At 56.3% G+C, this 16,287-nt stretch carries 17 protein-coding genes; all 17 read left to right on the top strand.

The window, feature by feature from the left end; translation table 11 throughout:
• Positions 1 to 561 precede the first annotated feature (561 nt).
• The 17 genes from rpmH to atpD all read left to right on the top strand — a co-directional run bounded on the left by rpmH (position 562) and on the right by atpD (position 16,277).
• Complete coding sequence (gene rpmH, locus AC3IX4_RS28760; protein WP_003213577.1) at positions 562 to 696, top strand: 50S ribosomal protein L34; 135 nt, start codon at positions 562 to 564, stop codon at positions 694 to 696.
• A gap of 13 nt (positions 697 to 709) precedes the next feature.
• Complete coding sequence (gene rnpA / locus AC3IX4_RS28755) at positions 710 to 1,114, top strand: ribonuclease P protein component (protein WP_489261390.1); 405 nt, start codon at positions 710 to 712, stop codon at positions 1,112 to 1,114.
• Positions 1,107 to 1,352: a membrane protein insertion efficiency factor YidD gene (gene yidD / locus AC3IX4_RS28750; RefSeq protein WP_489258666.1), complete on the top strand. Its 246-nt coding sequence runs from the start codon at positions 1,107 to 1,109 to the stop codon at positions 1,350 to 1,352. The genes rnpA and yidD overlap by 8 nt, the downstream gene beginning before the upstream one ends.
• 2 nt (positions 1,353 to 1,354) lie before the next feature.
• On the top strand, positions 1,355 to 3,034 hold the full coding sequence (yidC, locus tag AC3IX4_RS28745; protein ID WP_489258665.1) for a membrane protein insertase YidC: 1,680 nt from the start codon (positions 1,355 to 1,357) through the stop codon (positions 3,032 to 3,034).
• Positions 3,035 to 3,117: 83 nt separating this feature from the next.
• Positions 3,118 to 4,488, top strand: coding sequence for a tRNA uridine-5-carboxymethylaminomethyl(34) synthesis GTPase MnmE (gene mnmE, locus AC3IX4_RS28740; RefSeq protein ID WP_489258664.1), 1,371 nt, complete (start codon positions 3,118 to 3,120; stop codon positions 4,486 to 4,488).
• A 758-nt stretch (positions 4,489 to 5,246) separates the two neighbouring features.
• A complete protein-coding gene (gene mnmG, locus AC3IX4_RS28735; RefSeq protein WP_489258663.1) occupies positions 5,247 to 7,139 on the top strand; it encodes a tRNA uridine-5-carboxymethylaminomethyl(34) synthesis enzyme MnmG in 1,893 nt (630 codons plus the stop codon).
• A gap of 5 nt (positions 7,140 to 7,144) precedes the next feature.
• Positions 7,145 to 7,783 carry a 16S rRNA (guanine(527)-N(7))-methyltransferase RsmG gene (rsmG, locus tag AC3IX4_RS28730; RefSeq protein WP_489261389.1) on the top strand — a complete coding sequence of 213 codons (639 nt, stop codon included), beginning with the start codon at positions 7,145 to 7,147 and terminating at the stop codon, positions 7,781 to 7,783.
• Between the two features lie 18 nt (positions 7,784 to 7,801).
• Positions 7,802 to 8,593 (top strand): ParA family protein, encoded by a 792-nt coding sequence (locus tag AC3IX4_RS28725; RefSeq protein WP_489258662.1) that lies wholly within the window; start codon positions 7,802 to 7,804, stop codon positions 8,591 to 8,593.
• A 9-nt stretch (positions 8,594 to 8,602) separates the two neighbouring features.
• Positions 8,603 to 9,475 (top strand): ParB/RepB/Spo0J family partition protein, encoded by an 873-nt coding sequence (locus AC3IX4_RS28720; protein ID WP_489258661.1) that lies wholly within the window; start codon positions 8,603 to 8,605, stop codon positions 9,473 to 9,475.
• A gap of 147 nt (positions 9,476 to 9,622) precedes the next feature.
• Entirely contained in the window at positions 9,623 to 10,030 is a 408-nt protein-coding gene (locus AC3IX4_RS28715) for a F0F1 ATP synthase subunit I (RefSeq protein WP_489258660.1), read from the top strand.
• 16 nt (positions 10,031 to 10,046) lie between these two features.
• Positions 10,047 to 10,916, top strand: coding sequence for a F0F1 ATP synthase subunit A (gene atpB / locus AC3IX4_RS28710; protein WP_489258659.1), 870 nt, complete (start codon positions 10,047 to 10,049; stop codon positions 10,914 to 10,916).
• 145 nt (positions 10,917 to 11,061) lie between these two features.
• Complete coding sequence (gene atpE, locus AC3IX4_RS28705; protein ID WP_003097235.1) at positions 11,062 to 11,319, top strand: F0F1 ATP synthase subunit C; 258 nt, start codon at positions 11,062 to 11,064, stop codon at positions 11,317 to 11,319.
• Positions 11,320 to 11,376: 57 nt separating this feature from the next.
• A complete protein-coding gene (locus AC3IX4_RS28700) occupies positions 11,377 to 11,847 on the top strand; it encodes a F0F1 ATP synthase subunit B (RefSeq protein ID WP_489258658.1) in 471 nt (156 codons plus the stop codon).
• Positions 11,848 to 11,859: 12 nt separating this feature from the next.
• Positions 11,860 to 12,396 (top strand): F0F1 ATP synthase subunit delta, encoded by a 537-nt coding sequence (locus AC3IX4_RS28695; RefSeq protein WP_489258657.1) that lies wholly within the window; start codon positions 11,860 to 11,862, stop codon positions 12,394 to 12,396.
• Positions 12,397 to 12,417: 21 nt separating this feature from the next.
• A complete protein-coding gene (gene atpA / locus AC3IX4_RS28690) occupies positions 12,418 to 13,962 on the top strand; it encodes a F0F1 ATP synthase subunit alpha (RefSeq protein ID WP_489258656.1) in 1,545 nt (514 codons plus the stop codon).
• Positions 13,963 to 14,012: 50 nt separating this feature from the next.
• Positions 14,013 to 14,873 carry a F0F1 ATP synthase subunit gamma gene (gene atpG, locus AC3IX4_RS28685; RefSeq protein ID WP_489258655.1) on the top strand — a complete coding sequence of 287 codons (861 nt, stop codon included), beginning with the start codon at positions 14,013 to 14,015 and terminating at the stop codon, positions 14,871 to 14,873.
• Positions 14,874 to 14,900: 27 nt separating this feature from the next.
• Positions 14,901 to 16,277 (top strand): F0F1 ATP synthase subunit beta, encoded by a 1,377-nt coding sequence (atpD, locus tag AC3IX4_RS28680; RefSeq protein ID WP_489258654.1) that lies wholly within the window; start codon positions 14,901 to 14,903, stop codon positions 16,275 to 16,277.
• Positions 16,278 to 16,287: the final 10 nt, after the last annotated feature.

Raw genomic sequence — 16,287 nt, 5'->3', positions numbered from 1 at the left:
GGATATCCCCTGAGTTGAAAGCCGGTGAGGCAAAAACAAACGTCATTGTACCGGTGAGCCATCCACTTATCCACATGCAGGTGAAGGTTCAAATCGCATTGAGCCTATGTTTTAAGTCATTAAGGGTGTGCATAAGGTCTGTGGATAACCGTCCTTGAGATCTATGCACAACCCTGTCCGCAAGTCAGTGGATAACTCGCCTGTGGATAAATCGCTATTCCATGCACACCTTATCCGAGGTCTCCGCACAGCTCAAACACCGCTTGTGGACAAGGTTACCATTCTCTGTACAGTACGGAAACAAAGGCTCTTAGGTGGTTATCCACAGGTGAGGTGCCCCCTAAGTTTTATAAGCTTTACAGAAAAGCTTTAAATAATGTCCTTCTTTATTTTTATATCTAAGCGGTTCTCTGATCGGCTTGCCCTTGGTCGGACACTGATAGAGATGTGTGAAGTAAACGTTGGTTGGAAATTGACCTGCGAGCTTGCTTTCTCTAGAATCGCCGGTCTCTTAAAACGGGGGCCATTCCGGCCCGTTGTCGACGAACCAGGTAACACGCCATGAAACGTACTTTCCAACCAAGCACCATCAAGCGCGCACGCACCCACGGTTTCCGTGCTCGCATGGCCACCAAAAACGGCCGCGCCGTCCTGTCGCGTCGTCGCGCCAAGGGCCGTGCCCGTCTGGCAGTTTGATTTTTCGGCTCAGGTGGTGAGTCAGGACTTCAGTCGGGACAAACGTCTTCTGACACCCCGACATTTCAAAGCGGTCTTTGACTCTCCTACCGGCAAGGTTCCAGGTAAAAACCTGCTGATCCTTGCGCGTGAGAACGGTCTTGAGCATCCCCGCTTGGGGCTTGTTATCGGGAAAAAGAGCGTCAAGCTCTCCGTTCAGCGCAATCGCCTCAAACGCTTGATGCGCGATTCGTTTCGCTGCCACCAGCAATTGTTGGCAGGGTGGGACATCGTCATCGTCGCGCGAAAAGGTTTGGGCGATATAGAAAATCCAGAATTGCATCAGCACTTCGGCAAACTCTGGAAGCGCCTTGCACGCAGTCGGCCTGCTCCAGTGGTAAATGCCGATTCTGTAGGGGTAGACAGTCAAGATGCGTAAACTGGCACTCGTTCCGATCCAGTTCTACCGTTATGCCATCAGTCCCCTGATGGCCAGTCACTGTCGTTTCTACCCCAGTTGCTCCTGCTACGCGTATGAAGCCATTGAAAATCATGGTGTTCTACGCGGCGGCTGGCTTGCTGTTCGCAGGCTCGGTCGCTGTCACCCTTGGAACGCTGGTGGTTTTGACCCGGTTCCGCCTGCACCAACTCCCCGTACCTCTTCGATAGCCGAGTAATCATGGATATTAAACGCACGATCCTGATCGTCGCCCTGGCAATCGTGTCCTATGCCCTGGTTCTGAAATGGAACCAGGACTACGGGCAAGCAGCCCTGCCGACTCAGACAGCTGCTTCCAGCACCACTGCGTCCTTGCCGGACACTGCGCTGGGCAACAACGGTTCGGCCACTGCCGACGTTCCGAGTGCCAATGCTGATGCCAACACCCAAACGCTTGCTCCGGCAGTTGTCAGCAAAGAGCTGATCCGGATCAAAACCGATGTGTTGGAACTGGCTATCGATCCAAACGGTGGCGACATCGTGCAGCTGATGCTGCCGAAATACCCACGTCGTCAGGACCATCCGGATATTCCGTTCCAACTGTTCGATAACGGTGGCGAGCGCGTTTACCTGGCCCAAAGTGGCCTGACCGGTGTGAATGGTCCAGATGCCCGTTCGTCGGGTCGCCCTTTGTATTCGGCCGACCAAAAGAGCTTTCAACTGGCTGATGGCCAGGATCAACTGGTTGTTGACCTGAAATTCAGTGACGGCGGCGTCAACTACATCAAGCGTTTCTCGTTCAAGCGCGGTGAATACGACCTGGTTGTCAGCTACCTCATCGATAACCAGAGCCCTCAGGCTTGGAGCGGTAACCTGTTTGCGCAGCTGAAGCGCGATGCCAGTTCCGATCCTTCTTCAAGTACTGCCACCGGCACCGCCACTTACCTGGGCGCAGCCCTGTGGACAAGTGCCGAGCCGTACAAAAAAGTGTCGATGAGCGATATCGACAAGGGCAGCCTGAAAGAAACCGTTCAAGGTGGCTGGGTTGCTTGGCTGCAGCATTACTTCGTGACCGCATGGATTCCTGCCAAGGGCGAGAACAATATCGTTCAGACTCGCAAGGACAACCAGGGTAACTACATCATTGGTTACACCGGCCCCGCGCTGAATGTACCTGCTGGCGCCAAGGCTGAAACCAGTGCCACTCTGTATGCCGGCCCGAAAATCCAGGACAAGCTCAAAGAGTTGTCCCCAGGCCTTGAGCTGACCGTCGATTACGGCATCCTGTGGTTCATTGCCCAGCCTATTTTCTGGCTGCTGCAACATATCCACAGCCTGCTGGGTAACTGGGGCTGGTCGATCATCGTTCTGACCATGCTGATCAAGGGGTTGTTCTTCCCGCTGTCGGCTGCCAGCTACAAGTCCATGGCTCGCATGCGTGCAGTGGCACCGAAACTGGCTGCGCTCAAAGAGCAGTTTGGCGATGACAGGCAGAAAATGTCGCAAGCCATGATGGAGCTGTACAAGAAAGAGAAGATCAATCCGCTGGGTGGTTGCTTGCCAATCCTCGTGCAGATGCCGGTTTTCCTGTCCTTGTATTGGGTTCTTCTGGAAAGCGTCGAGATGCGCCAGGCTCCTTGGATGTTCTACATCACCGACCTGTCGATCAAGGATCCGTTCTTCATCCTGCCGATCATCATGGGTGTGACGATGTTCATCCAGCAGCAGCTGAACCCGACGCCGCCGGATCCGATGCAGGCCAAGGTGATGAAGCTGATGCCGATCATCTTCACCTTCTTCTTCCTGTGGTTCCCTGCAGGTCTGGTGCTGTACTGGGTTGTGAACAACTGCTTGTCGATTGCACAGCAGTGGTACATCACTCGTAATATCGAGATGGCTAGCAAGAAAGCTGCCGCCTGACAGGTTGATCATCTAACCTGTGGATAAAACGCCCCCTCGTGGGGCGTTTTGCTATCTGTTGTTTTTACCAAGAGGCCTGGACCATGACTACTTCCCGAGAAACCATCGCGGCAATTGCCACGGCTCAGGGCCGGGGCGGGGTCGGGATCGTGCGTATTTCCGGGCCACTGGCGAGCCTGGCAGCCGAGCAAATCACCGGGCGCCAGTTGACTCCCCGTTATGCGCACTACGGCCCGTTTCGCGATGGCGAAACCCAGGTGATTGACGAGGGGCTGGCGTTGTATTTCCCGGGCCCCAACTCTTTCACCGGAGAAGATGTCCTAGAACTGCAAGGACATGGCGGGCCTGTGGTTCTGGATATGTTGCTGCAACGATGCCTGGAACTGGGATGCCGGCTGGCACGCCCCGGAGAGTTCAGTGAGCGAGCATTTCTCAATGACAAGCTTGACCTGGCACAGGCTGAGGCCATTGCCGACCTGATTGAGGCCAGCTCCGCCCAGGCGGCCCGCAATGCCTTGCGCTCGCTGCAGGGGGCGTTCTCACAGCGTGTGCATCAACTGACTGAACAGCTCATCGCGCTGCGAATTTATGTGGAAGCGGCCATCGACTTTCCTGAAGAAGAGATCGATTTCCTGGCCGATGGCCACGTACTGGGCATGCTCGACCAGGTACGTGCCGAGTTGTCCACAGTGGTCCGCGAAGCTGGCCAGGGCGCGTTGTTGCGCGATGGCATGACAGTCGTCATCGCAGGCCGGCCGAATGCGGGTAAATCCAGCTTGCTGAATGTGCTGGCCGGGCGGGAAGCGGCCATCGTTACAGATATTGCCGGCACCACCCGGGATATCCTGCGCGAACATATCCACATTGATGGCATGCCTCTGCACGTGGTCGATACTGCCGGACTTCGCGATACTGAAGATCATGTGGAAAAGATTGGCGTTGAACGTGCGCTCAAGGCGATCGGCGAGGCCGATCGGGTGCTGTTGGTGGTGGATGCCACCGCTCCAGAGGCGAATGATCCTTTTGCGCTGTGGCCAGAGTTTCTTGAACAGCGGCCGGATCCGGCCAAAGTGACCCTGATTCGCAATAAAGCTGACTTGAGCGGCGAAGCCGTGGGCTTGCAGCAGAGCGGGGACGGCCACGTCACCATTTCTTTGAGTGCCAAGACCGCTGACATGGGCCTTGAGCTGCTGCGCGAGCATCTGAAGGCGTGCATGGGCTATGAACAGACCGCTGAAAGCAGCTTCAGTGCGCGCAGGCGCCATCTCGAGGCGTTGGCTCATGCCAGCGCATCCCTGGAGCACGGAAGGGCCCAGCTGACGCTGGCGGGGGCTGGAGAGCTGCTGGCTGAGGACCTGCGTCTGGCACAGCAGGCGCTAGGCGAAATCACCGGTGCGTTCAGCTCCGACGATTTGCTTGGGCGGATTTTCTCGAGTTTCTGTATAGGTAAATAAAAATAGGGTGCAGGGACGATAGTGTCTCTGCACCGTTTTCCAGTTGTAAGCCATTGTTACCAACGAAAATCCCTTCCGATCACATCCTGGCGTCCGTCAGTGGATAACCTTTTTCTGCCTTGATTTAACCGTTACTGAAAATGTCCACAGGCGGATATCCACAAATATTTTTATTAAAAATCAAAAAGTTATAAATCCATTCGATGGCTGGTATCTACAGGCGTCAATATTCTATCCACAGCGCGAACCCCTAGTTTTACTGGGTTTCACTGTGAGCCAAGACTTTTTTCCACACCCTCCTGCTCACCACTTTTTCCCTACCCTCTCAGCCATTTCTTGGTCTCTAGAATCTTATGCACAGCGCACGGCTGTGGATTAAGCCCTGTGGAAAACCATTCTTTAGCTCAGTTGATAACTCACCTTCAAAACTGAGCATATTTCCGCCTGTGCGTAAGTGATCCATTTATCCACAGGTTAAAAAGGCTTATCCAGAGGCCTCCTACCGACATGATCACAGTGTTTTGAATCTCTGTACACCTTGATAAATAAGGCCTACAGCACTTTATCCACAGAAAAGGTGCTCTATAAACATAAACATAAAAACAAAGCTTTAATAAATTTTTCTCTTTTAATTTCTATTGCACGCCATTCATCCCTCACTGGTTAAATTTTGTGCAAAAGGTTCCTTTAGGGGGGCTGAAGTCCCTATACTTGCCAGCTATCCCAATTACCCATCGAAAACAGGCACGAGGTGCGTGGTGGATTTCCCTTCCCGTTTTGAAGTGATCGTCATCGGCGGCGGCCATGCCGGAACCGAGGCTGCACTTGCGTCGGCACGTATGGGTGCCAAAACCCTACTGCTAACTCATAACGTGGACACCCTCGGGCATATGAGTTGCAACCCGGCCATTGGCGGTATCGGCAAAAGCCATCTGGTAAAGGAAATCGATGCCCTCGGCGGCGCGATGGCAACCGCGACCGACCTGGGCGGCATCCAGTTCCGCGTTTTGAACAACCGTAAAGGCCCTGCTGTCCGCGCGACACGAGCACAGGCCGACCGCGCCCTCTACAAGGCGGCGGTGCGTGAGATTCTTGAGAACCAACCCAACCTGTGGATATTTCAGCAGTCGTGCGATGACCTGATCGTCGAGCAGGATCAAGTCCGCGGCGTGATCACTCAGATGGGCCTGCGTTTTTTCGCGGACTCCGTCGTTTTGACCACAGGTACCTTCCTGGGTGGACTTATCCACATCGGGTTGGAGAACTATTCGGGTGGCCGTGCCGGCGATCCACCTTCGATCGCCCTGGCCAAGCGCCTGCGCGAACTGCCGCTGCGCGTCGGCCGCCTGAAAACCGGTACCCCACCGCGGATCGACGGTCGCTCCGTAGATTTCTCGGTGATGACCGAGCAACCCGGCGACACCCCGATCCCGGTCATGTCGTTCATGGGCAACAAAGAACAGCATCCGCGCCAGGTCAGTTGCTGGATTACCCATACCAACGCCCGCACCCACGAGATCATTGCCTCGAACCTCGACCGTTCGCCGATGTACTCCGGTGTCATCGAAGGTATCGGCCCACGCTATTGCCCCTCGATCGAAGACAAGATCCATCGCTTTGCCGACAAGGAAAGCCATCAGGTCTTCATCGAGCCCGAAGGCCTGACCACCCATGAGCTGTACCCGAACGGCATTTCCACTTCATTGCCTTTCGATGTGCAGCTGGAGCTGGTGCGTTCGATCCGCGGCATGGAGAACGCTCATATCGTTCGCCCGGGCTACGCCATCGAATACGACTATTTCGACCCGCGCGACCTGAAATACAGCCTTGAAACCAAAGTCATCGGCGGCTTGTTCTTCGCCGGGCAGATCAACGGCACCACCGGTTACGAAGAAGCCGGTGCCCAAGGTCTGCTGGCCGGGACCAACGCCGCGCTTCGAGCGCAGGGCCGCGACAGCTGGTGCCCGCGTCGGGATGAAGCCTACATTGGCGTGCTGGTCGATGACCTGATCACCCTCGGCACTCAAGAGCCGTACCGCATGTTTACTTCGCGTGCCGAGTACCGCCTGATTTTGCGCGAAGACAACGCCGACCTGCGCCTGACCGAAAAAGGTCGCGAGCTGGGCTTGATCGACGACCAGCGTTGGGCAGCCTTCTGTACCAAGCGTGAAGGTATCGAGCTGGAAGAACAGCGCCTGAAAAGTACCTGGGTTCGACCCAATACCCAGCATGGCGATGCCATTGCCGAAAAATTCGGCACGCCGCTGACCCATGAATACAACTTGCTCAACCTGCTCAGCCGCCCGGAGATCGACTACGCTGGGCTTGTCGAAGTGACCGGCGGCGGCAGCCTCGACCCGCAGGTCGCCGAGCAGGTGGAAATCAAGACCAAGTACGCCGGTTATATCGATCGCCAGCAGGACGAGATTGCCCGTTTACGCGCCAGCGAAAACACCAAGCTGCCTGTGGATATCGACTACAGCGGCATTTCGGGGCTGTCCAAGGAGATCCAGGGCAAGCTCGGCCAGACACGGCCCGAAACCCTCGGGCAGGCATCGCGGATTCCGGGCGTGACCCCGGCCGCCATTTCCCTGCTGCTGATTCATTTGAAAAAACGCGGCGCCGGTCGCGAGTTGGAGCAAAGCGCTTGAGTTCCATGGTTACCCCGCAGCACAGCGAAGAGTTGTCCACAGGCGCCCGCGAACTGGGCATTGAGCTGACCGCACAGCAGCACGATCAGTTGTTGGCGTACTTGGCCCTGTTGATCAAATGGAACAAGGCCTACAACCTGACTGCCGTGCGCAATCCAGACGAAATGGTCTCGCGCCACTTGCTCGACAGCCTGAGCATCCTGCCCTACATCGGCGACAGCCCAAGCTGGCTGGACGTGGGCAGTGGCGGCGGGATGCCCGGCATCCCCTTGGCGATCATGTTTCCCGAGAAGCAGATCACCACGCTGGACAGCAACGGCAAGAAAACCCGTTTCCAGACCCAGGTGAAGCTGGAGCTCAAGCTCGATAACTTGCAAGTTATCCACAGTCGGGTGGAAACCTTCCAGCCATCGCAGCCTTTTTCCGGGATTGTTTCCCGTGCGTTCAGCAGTCTTGAAGATTTCGCCCATTGGACGCGCCACCTTGGCGACCACCAGACACGCTGGTTGGCGATGAAAGGTCTGCATCCTGCTGACGAACTGGTAGCATTACCGGCAGATTTTCACCTCGATAGCGAGCAGGCCTTGACCGTTCCGGGTTGCCAAGGCCAACGCCATCTGCTGATACTGCGCCGCACGGCATGATTGGGAACACAAGCAAGAATGGCTAAGGTATTCGCAATAGCGAACCAGAAGGGTGGTGTGGGTAAAACCACCACCTGTATCAACCTCGCGGCATCGCTGGTCGCTACCAAGCGACGCGTGCTGCTGATCGACCTCGACCCACAAGGCAACGCCACCATGGGTAGCGGTGTGGATAAGCATGCCCTTGAGCATTCGGTCTACGACCTGCTGATCGGCGAGTGCGACTTGGCCCAGGCCATGCACATCTCCGAGCACGGTGGTTATCAATTGCTGCCGGCCAACCGCGATCTGACAGCGGCCGAAGTGGTTCTGCTGGAAATGCAGATGAAGGAAAGCCGGTTGCGCACGGCGCTGGCACCGATTCGGGAAAGCTACGACTACATCCTGATCGATTGCCCGCCATCGCTGTCCATGCTGACCCTCAACGCTCTGGTCGCCTCCGATGGCGTGATCATTCCGATGCAATGTGAGTACTTTGCACTGGAAGGTTTGAGCGACCTTGTGGATAACATCAAGCGCATCGCCGAGTTGCTCAACCCGCAACTGAAGATCGAAGGCCTGTTGCGGACCATGTATGACCCGCGCCTGAGCTTGATCAACGATGTCTCGGCGCAGCTCAAGGAACACTTTGGCGATCAGCTCTACGACACGGTGATCCCGCGCAATATCCGCCTGGCGGAGGCTCCAAGTTTTGGCATGCCAGCGCTGGCATACGACAAGCAGTCCCGTGGTGCCTTGGCCTACCTGGCCCTGGCTGGCGAGATGGTCCGTCGCCAGCGTCGTCAAACACGCACTGCTCAGCCAACTTAAGGAACCCACATGGCCGTCAAGAAACGAGGTCTGGGACGTGGCTTGGACGCACTGCTCAGTGGTCCGACCGTCAGTGCGCTCGAAGAGCAAGCCGTCAAGGTCGACCAGCGCGAACTGCAGCATCTGCCCCTGGATGTGATCCAGCGTGGCAAGTACCAACCCCGCCGTGACATGGACCCACAGGCCCTCGAAGAGCTGGCCCAGTCCATTCGTATCCAGGGTGTGATGCAGCCTATCGTCGTGCGCCCGATTGGCAATGACCGCTTCGAGATCATTGCCGGTGAGCGTCGCTGGCGTGCCAGCCAGCAGGCAGGGCTGGACACCATTCCGGCGATGGTGCGCGAAGTGCCCGATGAGGCAGCCATTGCCATGGCGCTTATCGAGAACATCCAGCGCGAAGACTTGAACCCGGTCGAAGAGGCGATGGCGCTGCAACGCCTGCAACAAGAGTTTCAGCTGACTCAGCAACAAGTTGCCGATGCGGTGGGTAAATCTCGAGTAACAATTGCCAACTTGCTGCGCCTGATTTCACTGCCAGAAGTCATTAAAACCATGTTGTCCCATGGCGATCTGGAAATGGGTCATGCGCGTGCATTGCTCGGTTTGCCGGACGATCAACAGGTTGAAGGGGCGCGACATGTTGTCGCACGTGGGCTGACCGTGCGCCAGACTGAAGCACTGGTACGCCAGTGGCTCAATGGCAAACCCGAACCTGTCGAACCGGTCAAACCCGATCCAGACATCAGCCGCCTTGAGCAGCGTCTGGCAGAGCGTTTGGGCTCTTCCGTGCAGATTCGGCATGGCAACAAAGGCAAAGGCCAGTTAGTGATCCGTTACAATTCGTTGGATGAATTACAAGGCGTGCTTGCTCACATCCGCTGAAACAATTCCTGTTGTAGCGCGCAATCATAAATAACTACCAGCAGTTGAATAGGGGTTAATCCGCCCCTATACTCTGCGCGCATTTTGTCGGCACAAATTATGCCAATTCACTGAAGTATGGCAGCCGACTTTCGAGGAGCAGAAGTGATGGAAACACGCACGCCAAACCGCCTGCCGTTCCATCGCTGGGCAGTTTTTCCGGTTCTGTTGACTCAATGCATCGTGTTTCTGTTGGCAGCCTTTGCGTTGTGGCAGTGGCGCGGGGCAGTCAGCGGGTACTCAGGCCTTTGCGGAGGGCTGATCGCCTGGCTCCCCAATGTGTATTTCGCCTATAAGGCGTTCCGGTTTACCGGAGCGCGGGCAGCTCAGGCCATCGTCCGGTCGTTTTATGCCGGCGAGGCGGGCAAATTGATTCTGACGGCAGTGCTGTTCGCATTGACGTTTGCAGGTGTGAAGCCATTGGCGCCGTTAGCAGTCTTCGGTGTCTTCTTGCTGACCCAACTGGTCAGCTGGTTCGCGCCCCTGCTGATGAAAACAAGACATTCGAGACCTTAGGGCGTTTGAGGCAACCATGGCAGCAGAAACCGCTTCGGGCTATATCCAGCACCACTTGCAGAACTTGACCTTCGGTCAACTACCAGACGGCGGTTGGGGCTTAGCCCATTCCGCAGCAGAAGCCAAGGCAATGGGCTTCTGGGCGTTCCACCTGGACACCCTGGGTTGGTCCGTTGCGCTGGGTCTGATTTTCGTACTCCTGTTCCGCATGGCGGCCAAGAAGGCGACTTCCGGCCAGCCAGGCGCACTGCAGAACTTCGTTGAAGTGCTGGTCGAGTTCGTCGACAGCAGTGTCAAGGACAGCTTCCACGGCCGTAACCCGGTGATCGCTCCACTGGCGCTGACCATCTTCGTCTGGGTCTTCCTGATGAACGCCATCGACCTGATTCCGGTCGACTGGATTCCTCAGCTGGCCATCCTGATCTCCGGTGATCCGCACATTCCTTTCCGTGCCGTATCGACCACCGACCCGAACGCTACCCTGGCCATGGCCTTCAGCGTGTTCGCCCTGATCATTTTCTACAGCATCAAGGTCAAGGGCCTCGGCGGTTTCATCGGCGAGCTGACCCTGCACCCGTTCGGCAGCAAGAACATTTTTCTTCAAGCGCTGTTGATTCCGGTGAACTTCCTGCTTGAATTCGTAACCCTGATTGCCAAGCCAATCTCGTTGGCACTGCGTCTGTTCGGCAACATGTATGCCGGCGAACTGGTGTTCATCCTGATTGCCGTGATGTTCGGCAGCGGCCTGCTCTGGCTCAGCGGTCTGGGCGTGGTGCTGCAGTGGGCGTGGGCTGTGTTCCACATCCTGATCATCACACTGCAAGCATTCATCTTCATGATGCTTTCCATCGTCTACCTGTCGATGGCTCACGAAGATAACCATTAAGACCGCCTGGCGTGTCTGAAGACCCTCTCGCCATGACCGGAGAGGGTCGAAAAAGGTCCGCAAGGGCAAGCTGTAAAAACAATTTTGCTTTACCGCTTCAAATCTAAAAAACCTAACCAATACGACGTAAAAGTCGGGAGGAAAGATGGAAACTGTAGTTGGTCTAACCGCTATCGCTGTTGCTCTGCTGATCGGCCTGGGTGCACTGGGTACCGCCATTGGTTTCGGCCTGCTGGGCGGCAAGTTCCTGGAAGGCGCTGCTCGCCAGCCAGAAATGGTTCCGATGCTGCAAGTTAAAATGTTCATCGTTGCCGGTCTGCTCGACGCCGTAACCATGATCGGTGTTGGTATCGCTCTGTTCTTCACCTTTGCGAACCCCTTCGTTGGTCAAATCGCTGGCTAATCACTCGTTACATCGAGTTGATTGGTGTGATGGACAAAGAACGAGCGAGGTGTTGGCGTGAACATTAATGCAACCCTGATTGGCCAGTCCGTTGCGTTCTTCATTTTTGTACTGTTTTGCATGAAGTTCGTGTGGCCTCCGGTCATCGCGGCTTTGCACGAACGTCAGAAGAAGATCGCGGATGGACTGGACGCTGCCAACCGAGCAGCTCGCGACCTGGAGTTGGCCCAAGATAAAGCGGGTCAGCAACTGCGCGAAGCGAAGGCTCAGGCAGCTGAAATCATTGAGCAAGCAAAGAAACGCGGTACCCAGATCGTCGAGGAAGCCCGTGACCAGGCCCGCGTCGAAGCTGACCGTGTGAAGGCTCAGGCTCAAGCCGAGATCGAACAGGAACTGAACGGCGTCAAAGACGCGCTGCGCGCCCAATTGGGTCGCCTGGCCGTAGGCGGTGCCGAGAAGATCCTTGGCGCCACAATCGATCAAAACGCGCATGCGGAGCTAGTTGACAAACTGGCCGCTGAAATTTAAGCGAGGGCGATCATGGCAGAACTGACCACGTTGGCCCGACCTTACGCTAAGGCAGCCTTCGAGCACGCCCAGGCCCATCAGCAGCTGGCCAATTGGTCAGCCATGCTCGGCCTGGCTGCTGCGGTGTCGCAAGACGACACCATGCAGCGCCTGCTCAAGGCCCCGCGACTGACGAGCGCACAAAAGGCCACCACGTTTATTGACGTGTGTGGCGACAAGTTGAATGCCCAGGCACAGAATTTCATTCATGTTGCTGCGGAAAACGACCGACTCCAGCTGTTGCCGGAGATTTCGGCACTGTTCGATCTGTACAAGGCCGAGCAGGAGAAATCCGTAGACGTGAACGTAACCAGTGCTTTTGCATTGAACCAAGAACAGCAAGACAAACTCGCCAAGGTTCTCAGTGCACGACTCAACCGGGAAGTGCGACTGCAGGCTACGGAAGACTCCTCCCTCATTGGGGGCGTGGTTATCCGTGCCGGCGACCTGGTAATCGATGGCTCGGTTCGCGGCAAACTCGCGAAACTGGCCGAAGCATTGAAATCTTGAGTTTGAAGGGGCAGCAGAGCAATGCAGCAACTCAATCCTTCCGAAATTAGTGAAATCATCAAGGGTCGCATCGAGAAACTCGACGTGACCTCCCAAGCCCGCAACGAGGGTACCGTCGTCAGCGTTTCTGACGGTATCGTGCGGATTCACGGTCTGGCCGACGTTATGTACGGCGAAATGATCGAGTTTCCAGGTGGCGTGTTCGGTATGGCCCTCAACCTGGAGCAAGACTCCGTTGGTGCGGTAGTACTGGGCGCATACGACACCCTCGCTGAAGGCATGAGCGCCAAGTGCACCGGCCGCATCCTCGAAGTTCCGGTTGGTAAGGAACTTCTGGGTCGCGTAGTCGACGCCCTGGGTAACCCAATCGACGGCAAAGGCCCGCTGAACAACACCGAGACCGACGCGGTCGAGAAAGTTGCTCCGGGCGTGATCTGGCGTAAGTCGGTAGACCAGCCTGTACAGACTGGCTACAAATCCGTCGACGCCATGATTCCAGTCGGCCGTGGCCAGCGTGAGCTGATCATCGGTGACCGTCAGATCGGTAAGACCGCCATGGCGATCGACGCCATCATCAACCAGAAAGACAGCGGTATTTTCTGTGTTTATGTTGCTGTCGGCCAAAAGCGTTCCACCGTTGCCAACATCGTTCGCAAGCTGGAAGAAAACGGCGCCCTGGCCAACACCATCGTGGTGGTTGCCAGTGCTTCGGAATCCGCCGCACTGCAATTCCTGGCGCCATACGCCGGTTGCACCATGGGCGAGTTCTTCCGTGACCGCGGTGAAGACGCACTGATCGTTTACGATGACCTGTCCAAGCAGGCTGTTGCTTACCGTCAGATCTCCCTGCTGCTGCGCCGTCCACCAGGACGTGAAGCTTACCCAGGTGACGTGTTCTATCTCCACTCCCGTCTGCTGGAGCGTGCATCGCGCGTTTCGGAAGAGTACGTCGAGAAGTTCACCAAAGGTGCTGTGACTGGCAAGACCGGTTCCCTGACCGCACTGCCGATCATCGAAACCCAGGCTGGCGACGTTTCCGCGTTCGTTCCGACCAACGTGATTTCCATCACCGACGGTCAGATCTTCCTGGAATCAGCCATGTTCAACTCGGGCATCCGCCCTGCAGTTAACGCCGGTGTTTCGGTATCCCGTGTGGGTGGTGCCGCTCAGACCAAGATCATCAAGAAGCTTTCCGGTGGTATCCGTACCGCTCTGGCTCAGTACCGTGAACTGGCGGCATTTGCCCAGTTCGCTTCTGACCTGGACGAAGCCACCCGTAAGCAACTGGAACACGGTCAACGTGTTACCGAGCTGATGAAGCAGAAGCAATACGCTCCAATGTCCATCGCGGACATGGCGCTGTCGCTGTATGCCGCTGAGCGTGGGTTCCTGACCGACGTTGAAATCGCCAAGATCGGTAGCTTCGAACAAGCGCTGATTGCTTACTTCAATCGTGATCACGCCGAACTGATGGCGAAGATCAACGTGAAGGGTGACTTCAACGACGAAATCGACGCTGGCATCAAAGCCGGTATCGAGAAGTTCAAGGCCACCCAAACCTGGTAAGCCGCAGCGGGGGCTTTGCAGCCCCCGCTTGCTAACCTGATAGGTGTTACATGGCAGGCGCAAAAGAGATTCGCAGTAAGATTGCGAGCATCAAAAGCACGCAAAAAATTACCAGCGCCATGGAAAAAGTGGCGGTCAGCAAGATGCGCAAGGCTCAAATGCGCATGAGTGCTAGCCGTCCTTATGCGGAGCGTATCCGCCAGGTGATTGGTCATCTGGCCAACGCCAACCCGGAATACCGCCACCCCTTCATGATCGAACGCGAAATCAAGCGTGTCGGTTATGTGGTCGTGAGTAGTGACCGTGGTCTGTGCGGTGGCTTGAACACCAACCTGTTCAAGGCCCTGGTCAAGGACATGGCAGCCAACCGCGAGCAAGGTATCGAGATCGATCTTTGCGTGGTCGGCAGCAAGGGCGCAGCGTTTTTCCGCAGCTTCGGCGGTAACGTGGTCGCAGCAATCAGCCACCTGGGCGAAGAGCCGTCGATCAATGATCTGATCGGCAGCGTCAAGGTCATGCTGGATGCTTACCTGGATGGTCGTATCGATCGTCTGTCCGTGGTATCGAACAAGTTCATCAATACCATGACGCAAACCCCAACGGTCGAGCAGTTGATTCCGTTGGTTGCAACCCCGGATCAAGAACTCAAGCACCACTGGGACTACCTCTACGAACCTGACGCCAAGGAGCTGCTGGACGGCCTGATGGTGCGTTACGTGGAGTCGCAGGTCTACCAGGCGGTGGTCGAGAACAACGCAGCTGAACAAGCTGCCCGGATGATCGCAATGAAGAACGCCACCGACAACGCCGGTGATCTGATCAGAGAATTGCAACTGATCTACAACAAGGCGCGTCAGGCAGCGATCACCCAAGAGATCTCGGAAATCGTCGGCGGCGCTGCCGCGGTTTAACGGTTCAAATATTCAGAGGATCCAGCTATGAGTAGCGGACGTATCGTTCAAATCATCGGCGCCGTCATCGACGTGGAATTTCCACGTGACAGCGTTCCGAGTGTGTATAACGCACTGAAAGTTCAGGGCGCGGAAACTACCCTGGAAGTTCAGCAGCAGCTGGGCGACGGCGTAGTCCGTACCATTGCGATGGGCTCGACCGAAGGCTTGAAGCGCGGTCTGGACGTCGTGGACAGCGGCGCAGCCATCTCCGTACCCGTCGGTAAAGCGACTCTGGGCCGGATCATGGACGTGCTGGGCAACCCAATCGACGAAGCTGGCCCGATCGGTGAAGAAGAGCGCCGCGGTATCCACCGTGAAGCGCCTTCGTTCGCTGACCAGGCAGGCGGCAACGACCTGTTGGAAACCGGCATCAAGGTTATCGACCTGGTTTGCCCGTTTGCCAAGGGTGGTAAGGTTGGTCTGTTCGGTGGTGCCGGTGTAGGCAAGACCGTAAACATGATGGAACTGATCCGTAACATCGCCATCGAGCACAGCGGTTATTCCGTGTTCGCCGGTGTGGGTGAGCGTACTCGTGAGGGTAACGACTTCTACCACGAGATGAAGGATTCCAACGTACTGGACAAGGTTGCCCTGGTATACGGCCAAATGAACGAGCCACCAGGAAACCGTCTGCGCGTTGCGCTGACCGGCCTGACCATGGCTGAGAAGTTCCGTGACGAAGGTAACGACGTTCTGCTGTTCGTCGACAACATCTATCGTTACACCCTGGCTGGTACCGAAGTATCCGCACTGCTGGGCCGTATGCCTTCGGCAGTAGGTTACCAGCCGACCTTGGCTGAAGAGATGGGCGTTCTGCAAGAGCGTATCACTTCGACCAAGGAAGGTTCGATCACCTCGATCCAAGCGGTATACGTACCTGCGGACGACTTGACCGACCCATCGCCAGCGACCACCTTCGCCCACTTGGACGCCACCGTCGTACTGTCCCGTGACATCGCCTCCCTGGGTATCTACCCAGCGGTCGATCCACTGGACTCGACTTCGCGCCAGCTGGACCCGAACGTCATCGGCAATGAGCACTACGACACCGCTCGCGGCGTTCAGTACGTGCTGCAGCGCTACAAAGAGCTGAAGGACATCATCGCTATTCTGGGTATGGACGAGTTGTCCGAAACCGATAAGCAACTGGTATCCCGCGCTCGTAAGATCCAGCGCTTCCTGTCCCAGCCGTTCTTCGTGGCTGAAGTCTTCACTGGTTCCCCAGGTAAATACGTTTCCCTGAAGGACACCATTGCTGGCTTCAAAGGCATCCTCAACGGTGACTACGACCACCTGCCAGAACAAGCGTTCTACATGGTCGGCGGCATCGAAGAAGCGGTCGAGAAAGCCAAGAAACTGTAATCCCAGCGCC

The sequence above is a fragment of the Pseudomonas sp. KH_021 genome (genome assembly GCF_057838865.1).
The sequence above is the reverse complement of the archived record's forward strand: the minus strand, read 5'-3'. Positions and strand labels throughout refer to the sequence as shown.

Bases quoted from the DNA above. Each gene is read 5' to 3' on its own strand.
- AC3IX4_RS28720 (WP_489258661.1), top strand. From the start codon at position 8,603: ATGGCCGTCAAGAAACGAGGTCTGGGACGTGGCTTGGACGCACTGCTC.
- atpE (WP_003097235.1), top strand. From the start codon at position 11,062: ATGGAAACTGTAGTTGGTCTAACCGCTATCGCTGTTGCTCTGCTGATC.
- yidC (WP_489258665.1), top strand. From the start codon at position 1,355: ATGGATATTAAACGCACGATCCTGATCGTCGCCCTGGCAATCGTGTCC.
- atpA (WP_489258656.1), top strand. From the start codon at position 12,418: ATGCAGCAACTCAATCCTTCCGAAATTAGTGAAATCATCAAGGGTCGC.
- AC3IX4_RS28725 (WP_489258662.1), top strand. From the start codon at position 7,802: ATGGCTAAGGTATTCGCAATAGCGAACCAGAAGGGTGGTGTGGGTAAA.
- rpmH (WP_003213577.1), top strand. From the start codon at position 562: ATGAAACGTACTTTCCAACCAAGCACCATCAAGCGCGCACGCACCCAC.
- mnmE (WP_489258664.1), top strand. From the start codon at position 3,118: ATGACTACTTCCCGAGAAACCATCGCGGCAATTGCCACGGCTCAGGGC.
- atpG (WP_489258655.1), top strand. From the start codon at position 14,013: ATGGCAGGCGCAAAAGAGATTCGCAGTAAGATTGCGAGCATCAAAAGC.
- rsmG (WP_489261389.1), top strand. From the start codon at position 7,145: ATGGTTACCCCGCAGCACAGCGAAGAGTTGTCCACAGGCGCCCGCGAA.
- yidD (WP_489258666.1), top strand. From the start codon at position 1,107: ATGCGTAAACTGGCACTCGTTCCGATCCAGTTCTACCGTTATGCCATC.
- AC3IX4_RS28715 (WP_489258660.1), top strand. From the start codon at position 9,623: ATGGAAACACGCACGCCAAACCGCCTGCCGTTCCATCGCTGGGCAGTT.
- atpB (WP_489258659.1), top strand. From the start codon at position 10,047: ATGGCAGCAGAAACCGCTTCGGGCTATATCCAGCACCACTTGCAGAAC.
- atpD (WP_489258654.1), top strand. From the start codon at position 14,901: ATGAGTAGCGGACGTATCGTTCAAATCATCGGCGCCGTCATCGACGTG.
- AC3IX4_RS28695 (WP_489258657.1), top strand. From the start codon at position 11,860: ATGGCAGAACTGACCACGTTGGCCCGACCTTACGCTAAGGCAGCCTTC.